Origin of the sequence: Magnetospirillum sp. (assembly GCA_027532905.1) — a bacterium.
In the GTDB taxonomy this organism is placed as follows: Bacteria; Pseudomonadota; Alphaproteobacteria; order CACIAM-22H2; family CACIAM-22H2; genus Tagaea.
This window is the reverse complement of record JAPZUA010000004.1, coordinates 423,978-442,766: the sequence shown is the minus strand read 5'-3', so window position 1 is coordinate 442,766 and position 18,789 is coordinate 423,978. Positions and strand designations below refer to the sequence as shown.

Here is an 18,789-nt window from a genome sequence, read left to right as displayed (position 1 = left end):
ATCAGATTAACTTAGACGATCCAATACTGCATTTCAAAATCCCTTACGCGGCCTAGGGTAGCATCTTAAGCAGCTCCTCACCTGGGTAGCAAGCGATAGAGCCCGAACGTACTGTGCCTGATCTAATTCTACTGTTTCAAGGCAGTCGAAGCTCAACGCCACGGTCGCCGCTTACCCTCCCACAGTCGCGCCAGACCGGCCGCCACAAGTGCCTCGCCTAGATCCACGCCATCGACCCGAACGAGTGCCAACGTTCGCCCATACTGATCCCTGGGGCGTTTCTGATCGCGCACAAGCTCCACGCGGCCGCGAGTCAGGCGATCAACGACAAACAGCTTCGCCTTGATTGCCAGGTCGGCCTCGAGCGCGCACTTCGAATGTGATGGCATTTCGGCAGCGTCGATATTTTCAATACGCCGTCGGCGCATGGCGCCGGAAACTCAGTCCGTCAGAGCTGCCGTACTACCAAAGTGGCGGCTGCAGCCAGATTCTGACCCGGCATTCTCCGCGTCGGACCTAGCACGATTTTACAGCAGCCTTGCGAGATTTGCAGGCCCTTCAACTGGCAAGGTTTCATAGCGCGCGCGGCAGATACTGAACCAAAACTAATTGTGATAACCTCAAAAAATGACCTCAATCAGTCGTCCCTGCCTGCGCATTCCAGTTCCTCAAATCTTGGAGGCAGCACGTCTCTTAAAATCCGCCGCTGAGGCACATCTCCGCAAAGATAAAACAACAGCGGCGCGTCTCTTCGCCGACGCCAACATGACGACCGTACGAGAATGGACAGAGAGCATCTGGGGCAAGCACAGGCCGGAAATTCTTTGTAAGCGGGACGTTCCAGATTCGCCGCCGCACCTTGCGAAAGCCGACCGCATAAAGCGTCGAATGCCGCCGAGCGGCGACCAAAAACGCCTAATCGCGCATTACGGATACCAGTGCGCGTTTTGCGAGATACCGCTCATCCATCCGCGCGTTCGCAAGCGCGCTGCAAAACTATATCCAGAAGCTGTTCCCTGGGGGCGGACCAACCCAACCCAGCACGCTGCGTTCCAGGCGATGTGGCTGCAGTTCGACCACGTGTTGCCGCATGCGCGCGGCGGGGACAATAGATTCGAGAACCTCGTCATTACCTGCGCGCCCTGCAATTTCGGCAGAATGAACTACACGCTGACAGAGCTCGGACTCGCCGATCCGCGCGAGCGCGCCGTCAAGAAAACGAGCTGGAATGGGCTTGAAGAGTTGAAATAGTGCGCTAACCTCAACACCACGCTCGCCGCTTCCCCTCCCAAGGCCTTGCCAGGCCGGCCTGGATGAGCGCCTCGCCCAGATCAACGCCATCCACCTTCACAAGCGCCAGCGTACGGCCATAGCGGTCCCTGGGGCGTTTCTGGTCCCGCACGAGCTCTATACGGCCGCGCGCCAGGCGATCGACGATGAAAAGTTTTGCCCTGATTGCTAGATCGGCCTCGTGGGCGCACCGAGCATGCGGCGGCATCTCGGCCGCGTCGATGTTTTCGATCCGAATGGTCTCTCGCGAACATACGATTGTATCGCCATCGATAGCGTGGCAATTCTTGACCGGCTGTGAAAAGGCAGGGGCAAAGTTCATAAGCATCAGCAGCGGCAGCAGTCGAAAAAGCATACCGCCAACATAGCATCATTCGTCGGCATCGTCCTCGGTCAGCGAGGCCAATCGAGCGGCCCGCACCGACGGCACCAGCGGGTTTTGCGGTCGTCTTCTTGCTTTGTCGTCAGAGGGCCGGCGCAGCGCGGGCACGTCGGTGCGCTTGATTTCCATGGCCGGAGAGGGGGCGGCGTTTCGGGCATGGCCGCAGAGTAGCAATTCAAAAATGCGAGAAAAACTTATAAATTTAATACGTAAAATATATACTATACATAAGGTTGCTTTCAGGCCACACTCGACCGGCCTAGTTCGTGTGCTTGATGCGCATAAGCGGCAAAAAATCTGGACAGGTCGTGTTTGATCGGATATATTCAAAACATCATGAGGACCCGCCGACTTCAAATGCCGATTAAACGCACCGAACGTCTTTGGACGATTTCGGTTCCGGCGGCGCGCGTCTGATTCCCTGACCCGCCGCTGCTTCTCAAAAGCAGCAAAATGGCGGGTTCATGTCAACTCAGATCAACATAACAGTCAGCGATTGGCAGCCCGCACCTTCACCGGTGTCGTCTCCCTTGATCGCGATCGCCGACATCCACGGCGCAGCAAACTTGCTGCTTGCCCTGCGCACGCATCTGGCGACACTGCCGGCGCACCGGCGCGTGTACCTGGGCGACCTAATCGATCCGCATCCGCGCCGCGAACATGAACACGATTGTGCTGGTGTGATCGACCAGGTCGCCGAAGACCAGGCGAGCGGCAGTACCGATGTGCTCGCCGGCAACCATGACGCATTCTTCTTGATTGCGCGCCAGGCTGGTCGCGATCGCGTCGACGTGCCGTGGATGGATGGAATTTGGTACGACCAGGGCGGCCGGGAAACGGTTGCCGCCTGGGGCTTCGGGTTTTCGACGATGGGCAAGCCCCATGAAGGTGCTCTCGCTCGAGCACTCGACGAGCTCATGACGCCCGCGCAACGCGGCGTGTTCGATAACATGAAGATCTGGGCGGACCACGACGCCTATCTTCTGGTCCATGCCGGATTCGAACCGCAAACGCCACTGCAAAAGCAGCAGGCGCGCGCGTCGATTCTGGATTTTCCGAGCTGGAACAGCGAGCAGTCTCATCCGTTGTGGATGCGTTTCAATCCGACAACAAACGCGGCTCCAAAGGGACGCGTTCTTGTGCACGGCCACACGCCAACACGGTCGGCGATTATCGGCAAGAAGCGAATCTGTATCGACACCGGGGTCAAGTATGGCGGCCCGTTGACGGCGCTCGAGATCGTCAGCGACCAGATGCGGCTGCACCAAGCATGGCCCGCGGGAATGGACGCGGCCACGTGGAAGAAGGATGGCATGAGATGAGTGATCTTCCGCATATCCTGTTCGCAGGGGATCCTCACGCTGATTTTCGTCTGATCGTGCGTGCGGCGCTCGCGCGCAAGCCTGATTGCGTCGTGTTATTGGGCGACTGTGATCTCGCACGCCCACTCCATGTAGAGATGAAGCCGGTGATTGATGCTGGGATCCCGATCCATTGGATCCCAGGGAATCACGATTACGACACTGAGGCCTTCCACGACCATCTGTTCCTGTCGGATATTAAAAAGGCGAATCTGCACCGCCGGATTTCCTTCGCCGGCAAGCTGTCGATGACAGGACTCGGCGGCGTCAAAAACGCACGCGCCTGGGACGATCAGGATCGTCCGGTACACAAGACACGCGCGGACCTGCTGCCGGATATCCGGATGATACGGATAATCCCGGATTCGATTTACGCATGGTTGTGGAAATCTAAACTGGAGGCCCGTTATGAAAACTGTCTGGCAGTATTTTCTTGCGATTCGCGCCGACACGGCGACGCTGCACATTCTGGGCATTGAACGCGACGACTGGTGGTGGTCGACTCCAGTCGTCGAGCTGGACGCCGAGACCGCAAGAACGCGCTCCGGCAGCGTCTATAGGCTCGGGCAACGCACCGACGATATCGCCGCTGCGGATCCGTTTTTCGTTTGGAAAGTCGTCGCGCGCGACGGCGAGTTTTTAGTCGTGCCGATAGACGTCGGAATCGAGGATTTGAAAGACTTCATCGATGCCGGCCGGGCGCATGCGGTCGCCGTTGAGAAGATGATGGCGAGTCAGAAGGTCTGGCCGCTGAGCATGCGGATCGCAGCGTGACCTCGCTCAGCGATTGCAGATCGCCGCGATCTTGCGCTCGGGAACAGCCGGCCGCGAGGGCTTCAACGACAGTATTGAGAAGAGTATCAACGTTTGGGATCGCGGATCTCAGATGCGACATTGATCAACTCCCTAAGAGTCTAGCGAAATGATCGATCCCAACGGAACCCAACACGCCTCCGCTCGGCCTGCCCTGGCACAGCCACGGCTGCTTCAAGCGCCGCCTGCTTGCCGACCAGAACGACCCCCGTTTCGGCGCGGGTAACCGCTGTGTAGAGCCAGCTTCGGTCCAGCAATCGGCACTTCGGCAGCGCCACGATCACGGTCTTTGCTTGGCTACCCTGTGCCTTGTGCCCCGACATTGCGTAGGCCAGCCGTAGGTCAAACAGGTCTGCGGTGTTCAGTTCGTGTGGCGCAGGATCACCATCGAACTGCACGACAGCACCGCGCTCAGCGAGATCCAAATCTTCAATTCGCCCAACTAGGCCGTTCCAGAGCGAGCGCGAATAATCGTTGCGCGTGAAAATCACCGGGTCGCCGATGCAGAACCATTCGCCAAGATATCCCTGCAGTTCGGGCTGGTCGCGCTTTTGGCGGTGCCAGTCATGTAGCCGCCTGTTCAACGCCCGGACACCGGCGGGGCCGTCATTAAGCGGGGTCAAGACCATCGTTTCGTCGGTCGTAGATAGGGTGGGATACATATCCGCGATCCGGTCGCCGATTTCTTCACTTTCGCAGTCCAGCAACATAACGCCCTGCGCCTGCCCATTGAATGAGGGTAGCGTCGGCATGAGACCAGCCCGGATCGCCGCGCTGACCGCCGGGATTCCAGTCGCTTCAGTCTGCCGGTGGACGATCGTTAGGCGTGACGTGATGTGCGGATCACTGACCAGCTTGTGATAGACCAAACCAAATCCGACTGGCGGAAGTTGGGCTTCGTCGCCGACCAGCAGCAGCCGCGCACCATCCTCGAATTGGTCAAGTAATGCCGCCGCCGCCGGCAAATCAAGCAGGCTCGCCTCATCGATGATTACGAGTGTACGGCCATCGATCCGAATTCGCTTTTCCTCGTCTTCGTCCTCGCAACTCCGGAGCAGCCGGAACACGGTCACCGCCAGACGCCCGGTCGCCCTAGACAGACGCAATGCGGCCTTTCCGGCCACTGCCGCCAGAATCACGCGGCCTCCCAAGTCTTCCCAAACGTCGCAAATTGCCTTGGACGTTGTCGTCTTTCCAACCCCAGCACCACCAGACAGGCACGCCAAAGGCGATTGCAGGGCTCTAAGAACTGCGGCCTGCTGTTCGGGGTGCAATCGGCGCCCTTGGCTCTCAAAACTCGCCAGGCGACTCTCTAATGCTTTTTTTGACGGTAGTCGGAGTTCTGGTGTGCTGCTCAGCACCGATCGAAGCCGTTCGATCAGATTTTCCTCGAGCGTCCCCGCGCCGGGGGCGCGCCAGCCACCGCCGACAGGAATCCAATAGGCCGACGCGCTTTCGCCGTATGACAGGGCACGGGCCGCGAGTGCGGGATCACCTAGTAGTCGCCCCGTCGCCACGGCCAAGTCTGGAAGATCGCCCGCCGTGTGGCCGTCTGCGATGGCGGCTTTGACCGCTGCGTCGACCGCCCCAATTAGTCGGCGCTGATCGCGTTTCGGATCGGCACAACCGCTTTCAGCCAGCAGCTTCAGCCCAAGCGCATCGACCCGCGTCCAGCTCAGCAGCGGTACCAAGCAATACGGATTGTCATTGAGACGCGACACAGCATCTTCGCCGAGGATGCGCGCAACGCGCCGGGCGATCGCCACATCCTCGATACCCTTCTCGGAGAGCCACATTACCGTGGCTGCCTCGGCTTCCGCATCTTGCCATGCTGCCACACAGGCTGCCGCAAGCCGGGGCGCGAGGTGGGGGCGGTCGGGGGCAAGGACGCGCGCGATCTCGACGATATTGTTCGGGTCGCTCAACGCCCGAGTTAGGTCCATCCCAAAATGCGTCCAGAGCCGCGCCGCGCGCTCGGGCCCAATGCCCGGCGCATGTGCAGCGAGAAAATCGATAACGAGTCTGCCGGTCGGAAGGACGCGCACGGCGCGGGCGGCTTCGACTTGCCGGCCCCATTGAGTATCCCTAACGTCGCCGTCGATGTCCCAGGTCTCGCCGATCGTCGGCGTAATCGCGCCGGAGATTTTTACGCGGATGGTTTGACCGGCTAACGGATGATCATGGTCAGCGATACGGGCGCTGACGATTGCTCCAAATTCTCTCGCTGAAACGATGGTCTGGACGGCGACGCGCATGGGCTATGTCCTTAGCGTCATCCCGACTTCGCTGAGCAGCCGGAGCTGGGCGCGCAGCGCATCGTTCTCCGTGCGGAGCTTCAAGATCGTCGCCTCTCGCTCGGCGAGGGACTTGGCGAGCTTATCGGCATTGCTTGCAACGAGGGCGAACCGCTCGCGCACGATTTCGTCTTCCCCTGCGATCTGCTCGCGGCTGCCGATCGGTAAGAGGCGCTGCGCTTCCGCCGTTGCATTGAGCAGCGTGCGAAGCTCGGCGTGTCGAAAAAAGTGCTGCTCGTGTGTCCTTCGCAGCCCAAGCGCCAGCGTCACGGCTCGCACGTTGATTTTGCCATCGGGCGTCTCGGGGAGCGTCGCCTGACGGTCGTCAACCGGCATGGCGTTCCACTCGGCCATCCGGGCTTCAAGCCACGGCTCAAGCTTTGCTCGGATTTCAGGGACGATCGACGGACGGGCCATGTCACTTCCCCTTTACGATGGAGACGACCTTGCCGGCTTGTTCGCGGAGCGCTGTAAGCTGCTCGCGAAGCAGCTTGATCTCACGCTGGTCGGCATCGTGGTCGGATTTGAAACGTCGTCGCTCAGCTTCGACTTCGATCACAAGCGCCTGCATCCTTGCCTTAAGGCAGTTGATCTCGACATCTAGCTCCCGGTTCCGCATCATGGACAGGATCTTCTTGTCACTGCCACTGACGGTCTCAACCCCTCTCCGCTTCGTGATTATCTCCATCACTTCTTTGCGGACGCGCGGGTACTTGCACTTCCGCCCCTCTTGACTGATCAGCGTGCGGCTGTGCCCCGCTTCGGTCGCCAAAGACGAGAAGGTAATCTTCAGCTTGCCGGCCTCGGCAGCCTCTTTGTTGTCCGGGTGGTTGGGCCGCCCTTTGTGCAGCCTCTCAAGCGCCCGGAAGAAGTCGGCTTCTATTTTGTCGACGGGTGCGATCTCAGGCATTGCCCATCTCCTTCGATTCCAGTTGAGCCAATTCCGTATCGATCCGCTGGTCCAAACCATCGACATCAACATTGAGCTTGCTCAAAAGTCCACGCGCCGTGTTGACGAAAGCGACGACGGCGCGATAGCCGTCCGGCGTCTCAGCACATCGAATAGCCTTGGTGTCCTCGACGTAACTCTGAATCCAGAAATCCTGATGCTGCTCATCGACGACAAAGCACTTGCAGCCGGCGCAGAGGGCGGGCGTGCGCGTCTGATAATTCGGCGGCTGCGGCAGCCAATCGGTCGTTCCGGCAACCTCGTGGCAGCGCATGCTGGTCGGGTTTAGCGGATTGCACTTGCCATGTGGCGCGAAGAACAGCTTGAAGTCGCGCTCGTCTACCCATGCGACAACCCGCTTCCAAGCCTCGGCGGGGGGCAGCCGCTGCATTTCAGCTTTGAAGTCGGCCGGAATGTGCTGCTCGATCTGCTCTCCCATTCGACCGGCAAGTGGCGCGTCGCGCCGCATGTGCGCGAAGATGCTTTGCCGGGCGCGGATATACTGCCCCTTCCCGATCGCGGCTAACTGGGCCGTGTTCAGGTAGCCCTGCATGGTCATTGCCAGAGAGACGTGCTTGAACTGATCCTGGATCGCCTCGACCAGGCGCGCGTCGATCGATGCGGCGAATTGCGCAAACGTCTTGCGGAATTGGTGGGACTTGATGATCCGTCCCTTGCTTTCCCGCCATTTGACTAAGTCGTTCGGTTCGATCGCGTAGCGGCTCTGATCGGGCAGGTTCGACAGATCGACCCATTCTTCAACGAAGCGTTTCATGTGCTGACGGATTGTATTCGAACTAGGATTCCTTATCCCGTTATCTGACCGCGCAAAACCTCGACCAAAAGCAAATCCGGCAAGAACGCTGGGGTTAGATGGCTTCTGCGCCGTGACGCCAGACAGTTCAGCGACTCGATTGAGGATGACGAGGGCCTGCACCGCAAGCGGCAGTTCCTTCGAATGCATTGGCCGCAAGCCGATCACCCACTCGACCGCGCGCGGTGTATCCTCAGTCTTGCTGAGCTTCGAGCGCAGCATGTAAAGCTCGAACAATCCCTCATTTATCTGGCGGTTCTCGATGCAGTTCGGGAGTCCACTTTCCCTATCCACCCCGAAAGGCATACCGCAGATTTCGCTGATCCGCATGCCGGTCGTGGCCTGAATGACAATTACGCAGGCGGCTTTAAGGCTATCCACCAAAGCGCGAACCGTATTTCCGATTTCTCCTGGCTCGAACAACCGGGGATGCCAGGGTTTGGAAGCACCTGGAAGAATGGTGAATTCGAAAGCCCTTGCGGCTTTTTGTCGTGCCAGCATTTGAGGGTATCTGCTAACGCCCCCATTTGGCGGCGTCGCAGTCTGGAACGCATGAAGAAGTTCGCAAATGTCATTCGCAGCGTATTGGACAAAGAACGTTGCCTGGTTAAGAACGGGAATGGCCACTTCGTCCTGGAGCGGTGGAATTTCGCCGATCTCGCGCGATGTAACTCGTGAAACGGCTTGCTCAACCGATTGTCCATCGAACGGCATTGTGGAGGCGCGTTCGATTTTGATAACAGGGGCTTGCTCCCAAACGCGCTGAAAGAACCGCACGGAAGGGCTTACCTGGGACCGCGACAAATCGGAGTCGTCACCGGCGTCCAACAGGTCCCGTAATTCCTCGACAAACTCCCACGACGCCTCACGCGTTAGCTCGACCGGCGTGCGACGCTTCGTTTCCATCATCCAACGAACGAGCGTCTTAGTGCCGCTAGAAATCTGACTCGCCGAACCAGGCGCGGCGAGATGGCCACGTGCTGGGCTCGTGAAGCACGACCAGACGATCCGCCGCAACCAATCGAGCATCTCTGCGTGGTCTGGTGCGGTGAGGTATTCTCCATCGGCAATCTCGATGTCCCACTTGATCGACCGAGAACCTTTGGACTGCCCCGGCACATCGCCATCCAGCACCCAACGCACATCGAACCACCGCGACTGCGACGACACCCAGGCGTCTTTCAGCTCGGCATTGGTGCGCAGAAAGAGCGGCTTCAAAGCAGTCGATTGGATGATCGTCTGGGTCGATTGATTAGCGATCGTGAGTTGACGGATCTGCGCGGGCATGTGCGTCACCGGATGCTCGGCAAGGGGTACGGGAGAGGTTTGATCTTGGCCTTCACGTCGTCGGGTATTGCGGAGATTAGCACTTCGAGGTTCAGGGCGATTGAGGCCCATTTTGTGCGCCACGCGGCCGGTGTGACGAACGAACCAGCCGCGTCAAAAATCGCTTTTTGCAGCGCGATGTAATAGCTCGCCGCAATGCTATCATGCGGATAGGCGACTGCCTTTGGGCAGGCAGCGCATTCGCCGTAGGCTTGGCAAAGCTGCCCGGCTTTTTGATTTGGCCTCGGCGAATTAAGCGGGTCTCGGCAAGTAAAGCCCGGCGTAGCCGCCCCCTTGTCACGGCCGTCCCGGTAATTCTTCCGCGGGTCAATCTTGCCCTTGGAATGCGCCCAACGATGAAAAAGAAGCTGGACTTCGCCAACCCGCGCTTGACCGCGACGGCGCGTAGCGCCGCTCGTGTAGAATTTCCGGGTTGTATCGACGGATTCATGGCCAAGAAAATCCGCCGCTTCGATCGCACCGAAGCGCTGCTGGATATCGTCCCCGACGGTCGGGCGAATTTGCGACAAGTTAAAGCGCTTCAAATCATTGTCGCTGATGAAGCGATCCAAAATACTTCTCCAAACTTGATCGCTTGTGGCCGGTTGACGAGATGTGCCAAATCCGTTGCGGCCCACAGCGCTACCCCAAGCTGGCCGAAACACAAAAAAACGGCCATTGTATTCCCTCGCTGCACTGCGACGCGCGCGCTCAGTCGCCCGCTTCAATTGCTCGAAAATATAGCCAAGCCCCATTCCATCGAGGTCTCCAGCCGGCTTGCGAATTTTTTGGAATGAACCGGCTCGATCTTTGAAGACGTTTATTATAATAAACTGTTCTCCCATATCGTCGACTAACTCAAAGTCCTTCAGTTCGAGCGTCAAAACCTGTTCGGCATTCAATCCAGTAGCGATCGAAATCAGCAGCGCGAACGGCACTAGGTCGCGCGATAGTGCACCGCGCGAGCTTGTGTAGGTGAGAAAACCCCGCCGCTTGACCGCGTTGAAGAGCTTCGCGCCGACTGGTCCCTCTGCCCGAAGATCGCGCTTCATTGTGTATTCGTCGGGTACGACGTCTGGGTAACGTGTGTCGATCGCGGCGAGGCTGACCGAAACATCCTTAAAGAAATCGATGCTCCCCTGGGCAAGTTTCTCGCGCCCCTCAGCGATCAGGCGCTCACCTTCGTCGAGACGTGCCACAATCTTCCGAACTTCCGCCTCGGCTGCCGCTTTGATTTTGAGCAGATCCGACCATTCCAATGTTTCGCGCGGGACGTTCTTACGGGCCGATCCCGGATAAGCCCCACGCGGGAATTCCGTCACGATGCGTCTAGCCTCGTCCGACCACTTAGGCAGTGTCGCAAGTGCCTCAAACAAGGTGATTACATTGCTTAAACATTGACGGCGCACGCTAGGATGCCAGGGGTTCGACGAACCGCTCCGCGGCTTGTCGAGCCATCCTTTGAAGGCCATCCATAGATCACGATTGATCGACTGTAGGCCTATTTCGAACGCGCTTTCCTCGGAGAGAAATTCGATGAAGGAGCGGCGTAGGCCCGTTCGGATGATGTCGCGTGTCGTTCCTTGCTTGTCGGGGCCCCAGCGCTTGAACGCTTCGGCCAATGGTTCGCAAAGATTTGGAAAGTCACATAGATAAGAGAGGTTGTATACTTCTGGGTCACCGCCGGCGACAGGAAACACAACGCGGCAATACTCCCCCTGCGCGCCCACCCCCCGATCAACACGGGTCTCGGGCCGGAACGCGCTGAGTTCATCTACATTCGCACGGGCCCCCTGCTTGTCACGCGCCCGCTCGACGAGCTCTAACATCGCGTTTTTAGTTTTCGGGGGCATCAGCGGCCCCTCCGCATAAATTGGCCGGGCAGGCGCACGTGCTGATAGCCATCGGGGCGTTGCGAGGCGCGGACGCGGCGCAGCCAGATGCCGGCTTCTTTGAGATAGACGTTGCGCGTCGTCGAATAGTGCGCGTGGCCGAGAAGCTGCTGGATGTGGAGGAGGCCGTCCTCGGTCTTGTTGTTCGCCATAAATCCGGCCAGACACATTACCGCGAACGTGTGCCTCAAGTCGTGCGGCGAGACGCGGGCCTCGACGACAACCTTTCCTTCAAAATGCTTTTCGAGGGTCAACCCCGCCTTCACGCTTGAATTTTGGACGACTTCCCACAGTCTGTTCGCACTGAGACGACGACCAGGTTGGCCGTTTCGTGTGGCAGCATTGGTTACCAACAACGCACGCTCGCCGTCACGCGCGACGCTCCGCGCGCGGGTCGCAAAGAGCCTGTCATTCGCGATGTAGTGCTGAATGTCCGCCACCAACTCTTCATCAAACAAGACATTGCGGGCTTTGCTGCCTTTACCGATCACTTCAATTGGATGCACAGCCTCAGGGTCGCCGGTGAGCAGAACGTTAATGAACTGCAGGTAATCCAAATCGGCGATTTCTTGCCGCCGCAGCCCGGTTTTCCAAGCAATATCGACCACAAGGCGATCCCTCGTGCGCGGTTCGCCGGCGGCCTCTTGCAAGGCCCGGAGCTCGTCATACGTCAAAGGCCGGATCGGGCGGCTTGCCTTGGCTCTCGGGACAGCCGCGTAACCACCCGAACGACCTTCGCCGGTGCGAGTGTGGGCGAGCAAGTCGCTGTCGATCGGAGCGCGAGACTTACTTGGCCGCTGGTAATCGCCCGAGAGGATATCGCCAACGTAGTCACCCCGAGCCGCCAAAAACTGGCAAAACTTGATAGCAACGATCATTCGCAGACCGATTGTGCCGCCGGAAAACGCCTCCCCTGTTTTCGCAGAGCCCTGGGCGTGAATGTCCCGGAACATTTCTAAATCCTGCTGGCTAGCGCGCAGATAGTCGCGGCCGCTATAGGCCAAAAAGTCGAGCCAGCCCGCGAGCGAGTAGGCGTAAACCCGCCACGTTCCGGGCCTGCACATCCCCGTAAGGGAATAAAGGTAAGTCGTCGCGTCGCGGTGAATCGACCCGTCCGAATTGAAGATCGCAGGGGTCCGGGGTGGGATGGAGACGGAGGGTTTCAGGTCGCTAGGCTGTGCGTAAAAATACACCGTATGCCCCACGCTCACCTGGACAAAACTGTTCACGGCGTTGGGCTGATTGGCTTCTTTCATCTGAACAATAATGAGCCGAAAACAGGAAATAGTCAAGTTTTTCATGTGCTTTGAACAAAAATACTGACTTTCTATAGAGCATTTTTTGACATGAAACGCGCCCACAAGAAAGGCTGCAAAATCAAGCATTCATGTTTTCAGAGGGCGCCGGATAAAACATGCTCGCAGCCGCGATAGGGATTGATCGATTGCGCGAACGGAATGTCCGGGGATTCGTTGCGCGCAATGACGGTGCGGCTCGCGTCGCGCGTGACATGCGTGCGCAAGGGCGGCAAATCCTCGTCCGGCTCGCGATGCCACCCGTCGTCGATGCGCTGGCTGCCGAGTCGCTCGAAGCGCCCCGCCGCATTCGAAACCGCCCCGCGCCCTTTGCGCGCCATATCGGGAATCGCATCGTCCATGGGGCTGGACGCTAGCGAAATTTTTAGAACATTTCAAGAACTATTCGACGCGTGCGCCGATCAAGACCACGCTTTGCGCTGGGCGACGATCGTGGCGATGTCGAGTGCCGCGTCGATGGCTTTTTGCGCGTGCTCGGCCGCGCGCGGCTCGAGCGTTTTGTGCGTTCCCTCGGCTTTGAAGCGCACGAACATGGCCGTGGTGCGCAGCCAAATCAGGCGCCGGAACGGGCGGAACAGGCCCACCGTTTCGCGCGCGATGGGATCGCCCACGCGCGTGGCCCACACGCGCATGAACGCGTCGATCTGGCTCGAAGTGAGCGTGGCCGCACAGTCCGGGTCCCAGCTTGTGGCAGGTAGCGAACAGGCGTGCGCAAGATCGAAACCGGGCAGCGAATAGGCGCAGCGCTCGAGATCGACCGCATAGGCCCGCCCGCCCGGCGCCACGACGAAATTGCCGGGGTGCGCATCGCCCAAACACAAAGCGCGCGTGAGTTGGGCAAAGCGCTTGGCGTTGGTCGTCGAAAATTCGCGCGCCCAGGCAAGCTCGTGGCCCAAGGCGAGTTCGACCTTCGGGTCGAGGCTGGCGCGCGGCGCAATTTTTATGTTCTCGGCAATGCCCGTCACGGTTTCGCCGAGCGGGTCGGCGGCCCATGGAATGGGCGCGCGGGCGGCCGCATCGGGCAGCCGCAATTTGTGCAAGGCCGCAAGGGCGGTCGCAAGGGCAGGCAATTCGGTCGGCAGGTTGGGGGCCGTACCCGGAATGTCGTCGACGACCAATGCGCCGAAAGGTACCCCCTCGCGCGGCGCGATGGTTGCGAGCACGCGCGGGGTTGCGTCCGACAATTGCGCGCGCGCAAAACACGCCTCTTGGCGCGCGAGGCTGGCGGCCGCATCGAGCCCGCCGAAGGCCGCGAGCGGGACGCGCACCAGCGTGCGCCCGCCGGGCATCCGGTAATGCATGTGCGCAAGACCTTTGCGCGGCATTTCGACGAGCGCGCTGGCCGATATGTCGGCAAAGCGCGGAATCTCGATCAAGGCGGCGGCCAAGGCCGAAAGCGTGGGCAGCGTCATAGGAACGATTTTTAGACCATTTCTGCACCTCTTGGCGAACGGGATTTGATGCGGCAGACTCCAAAAATGTCGACCCGCCCCATATCGCACCGCACGTGAAACTTTCGGTCGTCCTGCCCGTGCTGGATGCGGGCCCCGAACTTGGCGCGACGCTGGCGACGTTGGGTGCCGATTGCGAAATTCTCGTCGTCGACGGCGGTTCCAAAACCCCGCCGCAGCCAGGCCCTGGTATGCGCGTGCTGTCGGCGCCGCGCGGGCGCGGAACCCAGCTTGGTGCCGGGGCCGACTCGGCGAGCGGGGATTGGCTCTTGTTTTTGCACGCCGACACCACGCTCTCGGCCGATTGGCGGGCCGCTGTCGCGGCCTTTGCGGCCGATCCTGCGAACGGCGAAAAGGCCGGCTATTGCAGGCTTGCCTTCGCAACCGACGATGCGCGCGCGGCCCGCGTTGCTGCACTCGCAAACTGGCGCGCGCGCGTTTTCGGATTGCCCTACGGCGACCAGGGGCTGCTGATCGCGCGCAAATTCTATACAAAGCTCGGCGGCTACCGGCCGCTGCCGCTCATGGAAGACGTCGATCTCGTGCGCCGCATCGGCAAGAAGCGGCTGGTCGAACTCGCCGCGACGGCGACGACCTCGGCGAAGCGCTACGAACGCGACGGTTGGTTGCGGCGGCCGCTGCGCAATCTCCTGTGCCTCGGCCTCTATTTTGCGGGCGTGTCGCCGCAGACAATCGCAAGGCTCTACCGATGAAACGCACGCTGATCGTGTTCGCCAAATTCCCGCAGATCGGCCGCGTCAAAACGCGGCTCGCCAGGGGGCTTGGCAGCGCGGCGGCCCTTGCCTTCTATCGCCGCACGCTGGCCGCCACGCTCGCCAAAATGCGCGGCGGGCCGTGGCGAACGGTGCTGTGCGTTGCCCCCGATGCGGCACGGCGCGTGTCGCGCGTCTGGCCGCCCGGCGTGGCACGCGAAGGCCAAGGGCGCGGCGATTTGGGCCAGCGCATGGCGCGCAGCCTTGCCGGCCGCACCGGCCCCACCGTGATCGTCGGCGGCGACATACCGGAGATGCAGGGCCGCGACATCGCCGCAGCGTTTGCAGCCCTCGGGGGCGCCGACATCGTGTTCGGCCCGGCGGCGGATGGCGGCTATTGGCTCGTGGGCGTGCGCAGCGGTCGCTTTGCCGCGCATCTGTTCGACCGCGTTCGCTGGTCGAGCGAATATGCGCTGGTCGATACGCTCGCAAATGCGCCGCGCGCGCGCGTGGCAAAACTGCGCGTTCTCGCCGACATCGACACGGCAGAAGATTGGCGCAGCTGGCAGAAGCGCGTGAAGGCTTAAACCGTCGCTTTGGGCTTTTTGGGCAGATGCTCGAGCAGGCGCGGCATCAGCTCGACCAAGTTGCATGGGCGATGGCGCACGTCGAGCTGCCATTTCAGGATCTCGTCCCAGCCGTCGCGGCAGGCCGAAGGCGAGCCCGGCAAGGCGAACAGATACGTACCGCCCGCAACGCCGCCGACGGCGCGGCTCTGCAGCGCGGACGTGCCGACCTTCTGGAAACTGATCATGCGGAACATCTCGCCGAAGCCGTCGATCTTCTTGTCGAACAGCGGCTCGAAAGCTTCGGGTGTGACGTCGCGGCCGGTGACCCCGGTGCCGCCCGTCGAGATCGCGACATCGATCGCAGGGTCGGCGATCCAGGCGCGCAGCTGGGCTTGGATATGGTCCTTGTCGTCGCGCACGATGGCGCGGGCCGCAACCTTGTGGCCGTCGCGCGCGATCATTTCGGCAAGCGCGTTGCCCGAGCGGTCGCTTGCCGCATCGCGCGTATCCGACACGGTCAGGATGGCGATGTTGCACGCCAGAAACGGTTGGGTTTCGTCGATCTTCGGCATCTTCGGCTAGCGGCGTACGACCGTACGGCTGGGGGCCGGTGCCGGCTCGGGCATCAGAAGGTTTGCGATGCGCGGGCTCGGGGCCGGCGGCGGCGGCACGGCGGCGGCGGCCGTGATCGGCGCAACTGGTGCGGCGACGGCAATCGGGGCTGCTGCGGCAACGGCGACCGGGGCAGCTGCAACGGCAACGAGCTCGGCAGCCACGCGCGGGCCCGGGGCCGGCGGCGGTGGGGGCGGTTGCAGCGACACAAGCGGGCTTGCGGGCCGATTGGCGAGGGCGGCCGGCGGCGCATAGAACGGCCATTCGCCCTGGGCGATCTGGTCGAGGCTTGCGGTCGGCTGGCCCAGGCGCTCGGAATACATCCAGTAGGAATAGAGCAGGCGCGCGATGAAATGCCGCGTCTCGGCCGAGGGCAGGCTTTCGAGGAACAGGAGCGCGTCTTCGCGCTTCTCGCCGCGATTGTCCTGCAGCCGCTTCCAGCGCGTGAGATTGCCGATCCCGCCATTGTAGGCGGCGGCCAAGCGCACAAGCTCGCCGCCGATAAGCGGCTCGTCGATGAGATGGCGCAGATAGCGCTGGCCGAGCGTGACGTTGATCTCGGGATCGAGCAGCAATTCGGCGCGGCCCCGGAAGCTGCGCGTATCCATGGCTGCCGCCGTTGCCGGCATCAGCTGCATGAGACCGCGTGCACCGGCCGGGCTCACGGCCGAAGGGTTGAACGCGGACTCAAGCCGCATGAACGCGAACACGAGGGCGGGATCGACGTCGTAGCCGCCGACCGGCTGCCAATGCGGAATCGGATAGAACGCACCGTCGAAGCGCCTGCCGTCGACGTCGGCGATTTCGCGCGCCAGGCGCATCGACAGGCCGGGCATATTGGCGCGCATCGACACGGCCAGAATGGCGCGGTTGGCGGATCCGCCGCTCTGTGCCGAGATGCGGCGCAATTCGACCTCGGCCCGGCGGTCTTGGCCCACCTGCAGCAGCGCGAACACGCGCGCAGCCCCGCCGAAGCGCTGCAACTGGTCGAGCTCGACCTGGCTCAAGGGCGGGGGATTCCAATTGACGCCGGGCTCCACGCCCAGCACGCGCGCGGCCATGAGCCCGTAGAAGGTGCGCGGATGCTCGGCCGCCAGCGCCATCCATTCGTTGTAGCGCTCGGGCCGTTCGGCGCGCAGATGCGTGCGCGCGGCCCAGAAGGCGCCTGCCGCCATGTCCCAGGGCTGGCCTTGCGGCAGCCGGGCCAAAGCTTCGAAATACGCAGCCGCTTGCGCGTAGTTTTCCTGGCGGAAGCGGGCAAGCCCGGCGATCCAATAGGCGCGGGGTACAGCCGCCCCCGAGCGCTTCAGCGCCGGTTCGGCCAATGCAAGGGCGCGCGCATCGTCGCCGCGCGCAAACCAGCCCGCCGCCAGCATGGCGCGCAGATGGTCGATCTCGCCGGCATTGAGGGCGGTTTGCGTTTCGCGCGACGCAAGGCTGCGCTCGACCGCGTCGAAATGTCCGTCGCCGATCTGGTCGCGAAGGCGCGCGCGCAAGCCCGACGCAGACGGATTGCCTGGCGGCATCGGCCGGGTCAGCGAGGGGCCCAGATCGTCGGCCGCCGCGCGTTCCTGGAACGAGGCTTCTTCGCGCGGGCGCGTCAGCGCATTGGCGCGCACGCCCGGCCGCCGAAGCGCCAAATTGAAGATGGCACGCGCATCCGGGTGGGCGGCATTGTCTTTGAGCCAGGCGGCCAGCTCGTCGCCCGTGGGGCGATAATGGCGGCCGAGATAGCGGTCGGCCAGCACATGGCCCACGAGCGTGCGGTCGCGCAGCTTGGCCAAAAGCTGGTCGGCGGCCGGGATGGCGCCGCGCGCCTGCAGCTGGAAAATCTCGCGATAGAGGGCGGCATCGGCGGCCGACAAAGGCTGCGGCAGCTCGGTCGCACGGTCCACAAGCGCGTCGAAACGCGGCAGCGACGCCGTCTGGATCCGGCGCTCGCCCGGTTCGGCGGTTCGCGTTTGACTCGAGGCAAAAGACGTAAGTCCAACTGTCAGCACACAAAAGCTGCTGACAGCTAATACTGCGACCCGCGAAATATAGTTGGCTGGCTGGCGCATGACGGCAAAGTCATAGTGCAATACATCCTGCCGCAGCAAGCAGAATTATAAAGTTTTCCACATACTTAGACTAAAGACGAGAGGCTTTATTCATGCCTTTCTATATTTATAGTTCACCGATCTTTTGTTTGATTGACAATAAATCGCTCCACGAATCCCGTTTTTGCAACGGCTGCTTCAACAAATACCAGGGATGATATGTTGCCAGAACGTTAATAGGGGCGGGCAAGGCCGGATCTTCGTAGCTCTTCCAGCGCCCGCGTAGCTTGATGATGCCTTCGCTGGTGCCGAGCAGGCTGCGGGCTGCCAGCTCGCCGAACAGCACCAGCAATTTGGGCCGGGCAAGGGCGATATGGCGGCGGGCAAAGGGCAGGCAGGCGGCGATTTCGGCCGGCGTCGGCTGGCGGTCGCCGGACGGGCGCCATGGGATCGCATTGGCGATGTACACGCTGCTCCGGTCGAGCCCGATCGCGGCCAGCATGCGGTCGAGCAGCTTGCCGATGTCGCCCGAAAACGGCGTGCCGGTGCGGTCGTCGTCGGCGCGCGGAGCATCGCCCATCAGCATCAGCGGGGCGGCCGGGTTGCCGTCGGCAAAAACCAGATTGGTCGCGGTGGCTTTGAGGGCGCAGCCCTCGAAGGCGGCGACCGCCGCCCGCAGTTCGGCCAAGCTCTGGGCGGCGGCGGCGGCCGTCCGGGCGGCGAGCTCGGCTTGGGCTGCCGGCTGCGGGGCGGCAAGTGTGGGGGCGGCAACAGGTGCGGCCGGTACCGGGACGACCGCGCGGGCCGGTGTCTTCGCAGCCGGGGCTGCGATCGGCGGCGGCGGGGGCAAGGCTGCAAACCGGTCGAGCGGGGTTTCGCCGATTGCTTCGTCGGCCCCGGCCTCGACCAGCCAGCGCAAGGCGGCAAGATCGTCCATCGGCCGGGACCCTATCACGACCGCCCCCGGA

Annotated in this window: 19 protein-coding genes; 6 read left to right on the top strand and 13 right to left on the bottom strand. The window is 61.5% G+C overall.

Features of this window, described 5'->3' with window-relative positions; genetic code table 11:
- The first annotated feature begins 627 nt into the window (after positions 1–627).
- Entirely contained in the window at positions 628–1,251 is a 624-nt protein-coding gene (locus O9320_16030; GenBank protein MCZ8312356.1) for an HNH endonuclease, read from the top strand.
- Between the two features lie 10 nt (positions 1,252–1,261).
- Here the strand turns inward: O9320_16030 and O9320_16025 are convergent, their stop codons facing one another.
- Together O9320_16025 and O9320_16020 are read right to left on the bottom strand one after the other, a co-directional pair.
- Positions 1,262–1,645, bottom strand: a complete 384-nt coding sequence (locus O9320_16025) for a thermonuclease family protein (protein MCZ8312355.1) — start codon at positions 1,643–1,645, stop codon at positions 1,262–1,264.
- Between the two features lie 15 nt (positions 1,646–1,660).
- On the bottom strand, positions 1,661–1,801 hold the full coding sequence (locus O9320_16020) for a hypothetical protein (protein MCZ8312354.1): 141 nt from the start codon (positions 1,799–1,801) through the stop codon (positions 1,661–1,663).
- A 401-nt stretch (positions 1,802–2,202) separates the two neighbouring features.
- Here O9320_16020 and O9320_16015 point away from each other — a divergent pair, with 401 nt between their 5' ends.
- The 3 genes from O9320_16015 to O9320_16005 are packed head-to-tail and all read left to right on the top strand — an operon-like array spanning position 2,203 to position 3,807.
- The gene (locus tag O9320_16015) at positions 2,203–2,994 is read left to right on the top strand and encodes a metallophosphoesterase (GenBank protein ID MCZ8312353.1); all 792 of its coding nucleotides are present in this window, start codon (positions 2,203–2,205) and stop codon (positions 2,992–2,994) included.
- Positions 2,991–3,512: a metallophosphoesterase family protein gene (locus tag O9320_16010; protein MCZ8312352.1), complete on the top strand. Its 522-nt coding sequence runs from the start codon at positions 2,991–2,993 to the stop codon at positions 3,510–3,512. Before O9320_16015 ends, O9320_16010 begins: the two co-directional genes overlap by 4 nt.
- On the top strand, positions 3,442–3,807 hold the full coding sequence (locus O9320_16005) for a hypothetical protein (protein MCZ8312351.1): 366 nt from the start codon (positions 3,442–3,444) through the stop codon (positions 3,805–3,807). Before O9320_16010 ends, O9320_16005 begins: the two co-directional genes overlap by 71 nt.
- A gap of 140 nt (positions 3,808–3,947) precedes the next feature.
- Here the strand turns inward: O9320_16005 and O9320_16000 are convergent, their stop codons facing one another.
- From O9320_16000 to O9320_15965, 8 genes are read right to left on the bottom strand one after another with little or no spacing between them, the layout of a single operon-like run.
- The gene (locus O9320_16000) at positions 3,948–6,101 is read right to left on the bottom strand and encodes an AAA family ATPase (protein MCZ8312350.1); all 2,154 of its coding nucleotides are present in this window, start codon (positions 6,099–6,101) and stop codon (positions 3,948–3,950) included.
- A gap of 3 nt (positions 6,102–6,104) precedes the next feature.
- Positions 6,105–6,557 (bottom strand): hypothetical protein, encoded by a 453-nt coding sequence (locus tag O9320_15995; GenBank protein ID MCZ8312349.1) that lies wholly within the window; start codon positions 6,555–6,557, stop codon positions 6,105–6,107.
- A gap of 1 nt (position 6,558) precedes the next feature.
- Positions 6,559–7,050, bottom strand: a complete 492-nt coding sequence (locus O9320_15990) for a hypothetical protein (GenBank protein ID MCZ8312348.1) — start codon at positions 7,048–7,050, stop codon at positions 6,559–6,561.
- Positions 7,043–9,190 (bottom strand): hypothetical protein, encoded by a 2,148-nt coding sequence (locus O9320_15985; protein ID MCZ8312347.1) that lies wholly within the window; start codon positions 9,188–9,190, stop codon positions 7,043–7,045. The genes O9320_15990 and O9320_15985 overlap by 8 nt, the downstream gene beginning before the upstream one ends.
- 5 nt (positions 9,191–9,195) lie before the next feature.
- Complete coding sequence (locus tag O9320_15980; GenBank protein ID MCZ8312346.1) at positions 9,196–11,082, bottom strand: hypothetical protein; 1,887 nt, start codon at positions 11,080–11,082, stop codon at positions 9,196–9,198.
- Positions 11,082–12,506, bottom strand: coding sequence for a tyrosine-type recombinase/integrase (locus O9320_15975; GenBank protein ID MCZ8312345.1), 1,425 nt, complete (start codon positions 12,504–12,506; stop codon positions 11,082–11,084). The genes O9320_15980 and O9320_15975 overlap by 1 nt, the downstream gene beginning before the upstream one ends.
- Positions 12,507–12,514: 8 nt before the next feature.
- Positions 12,515–12,778, bottom strand: coding sequence for a hypothetical protein (locus O9320_15970; protein MCZ8312344.1), 264 nt, complete (start codon positions 12,776–12,778; stop codon positions 12,515–12,517).
- Between the two features lie 60 nt (positions 12,779–12,838).
- Positions 12,839–13,849, bottom strand: a complete 1,011-nt coding sequence (locus tag O9320_15965) for an aminoglycoside phosphotransferase family protein (protein ID MCZ8312343.1) — start codon at positions 13,847–13,849, stop codon at positions 12,839–12,841.
- Between the two features lie 95 nt (positions 13,850–13,944).
- Between O9320_15965 and O9320_15960 the strand changes: the two genes are divergently transcribed.
- Together O9320_15960 and O9320_15955 are read left to right on the top strand one after the other, a co-directional pair.
- Positions 13,945–14,601, top strand: a complete 657-nt coding sequence (locus O9320_15960; GenBank protein ID MCZ8312342.1) for a TIGR04283 family arsenosugar biosynthesis glycosyltransferase — start codon at positions 13,945–13,947, stop codon at positions 14,599–14,601.
- Positions 14,598–15,188 (top strand): TIGR04282 family arsenosugar biosynthesis glycosyltransferase, encoded by a 591-nt coding sequence (locus tag O9320_15955; protein ID MCZ8312341.1) that lies wholly within the window; start codon positions 14,598–14,600, stop codon positions 15,186–15,188. Before O9320_15960 ends, O9320_15955 begins: the two co-directional genes overlap by 4 nt.
- Here the strand turns inward: O9320_15955 and moaB are convergent.
- The 3 genes from moaB to O9320_15940 all read right to left on the bottom strand — a co-directional run bounded on the left by moaB (position 15,185) and on the right by O9320_15940 (position 18,758).
- On the bottom strand, positions 15,185–15,742 hold the full coding sequence (gene moaB / locus O9320_15950; protein ID MCZ8312340.1) for a molybdenum cofactor biosynthesis protein B: 558 nt from the start codon (positions 15,740–15,742) through the stop codon (positions 15,185–15,187). The genes O9320_15955 and moaB overlap by 4 nt on opposite strands.
- 6 nt (positions 15,743–15,748) lie before the next feature.
- A complete protein-coding gene (locus tag O9320_15945; protein ID MCZ8312339.1) occupies positions 15,749–17,782 on the bottom strand; it encodes a lytic transglycosylase domain-containing protein in 2,034 nt (677 codons plus the stop codon).
- A 166-nt stretch (positions 17,783–17,948) separates the two neighbouring features.
- Positions 17,949–18,758 carry a uracil-DNA glycosylase gene (locus O9320_15940; GenBank protein MCZ8312338.1) on the bottom strand — a complete coding sequence of 270 codons (810 nt, stop codon included), beginning with the start codon at positions 18,756–18,758 and terminating at the stop codon, positions 17,949–17,951.
- Between the last annotated feature and the right edge of the window lie 31 nt (positions 18,759–18,789).

Coding starts and splice junctions, on each gene's coding strand:
- O9320_16030 (MCZ8312356.1), top strand. CDS start 628: ATGACCTCAATCAGTCGTCCCTGCCTGCGCATTCCAGTTCCTCAAATC.
- O9320_16025 (MCZ8312355.1), bottom strand. CDS start 1,645: ATGCTTTTTCGACTGCTGCCGCTGCTGATGCTTATGAACTTTGCCCCT.
- O9320_16020 (MCZ8312354.1), bottom strand. CDS start 1,801: ATGGAAATCAAGCGCACCGACGTGCCCGCGCTGCGCCGGCCCTCTGAC.
- O9320_16010 (MCZ8312352.1), top strand. CDS start 2,991: ATGAGTGATCTTCCGCATATCCTGTTCGCAGGGGATCCTCACGCTGAT.
- O9320_16005 (MCZ8312351.1), top strand. CDS start 3,442: ATGAAAACTGTCTGGCAGTATTTTCTTGCGATTCGCGCCGACACGGCG.
- O9320_16000 (MCZ8312350.1), bottom strand. CDS start 6,101: ATGCGCGTCGCCGTCCAGACCATCGTTTCAGCGAGAGAATTTGGAGCA.
- O9320_15995 (MCZ8312349.1), bottom strand. CDS start 6,557: ATGGCCCGTCCGTCGATCGTCCCTGAAATCCGAGCAAAGCTTGAGCCG.
- O9320_15990 (MCZ8312348.1), bottom strand. CDS start 7,050: ATGCCTGAGATCGCACCCGTCGACAAAATAGAAGCCGACTTCTTCCGG.
- O9320_15985 (MCZ8312347.1), bottom strand. CDS start 9,190: ATGCCCGCGCAGATCCGTCAACTCACGATCGCTAATCAATCGACCCAG.
- O9320_15980 (MCZ8312346.1), bottom strand. CDS start 11,082: ATGCCCCCGAAAACTAAAAACGCGATGTTAGAGCTCGTCGAGCGGGCG.
- O9320_15975 (MCZ8312345.1), bottom strand. CDS start 12,506: ATGCTTGATTTTGCAGCCTTTCTTGTGGGCGCGTTTCATGTCAAAAAA.
- O9320_15970 (MCZ8312344.1), bottom strand. CDS start 12,778: ATGGACGATGCGATTCCCGATATGGCGCGCAAAGGGCGCGGGGCGGTT.
- O9320_15965 (MCZ8312343.1), bottom strand. CDS start 13,849: ATGACGCTGCCCACGCTTTCGGCCTTGGCCGCCGCCTTGATCGAGATT.
- O9320_15955 (MCZ8312341.1), top strand. CDS start 14,598: ATGAAACGCACGCTGATCGTGTTCGCCAAATTCCCGCAGATCGGCCGC.
- moaB (MCZ8312340.1), bottom strand. CDS start 15,742: ATGCCGAAGATCGACGAAACCCAACCGTTTCTGGCGTGCAACATCGCC.
- O9320_15940 (MCZ8312338.1), bottom strand. CDS start 18,758: ATGGACGATCTTGCCGCCTTGCGCTGGCTGGTCGAGGCCGGGGCCGAC.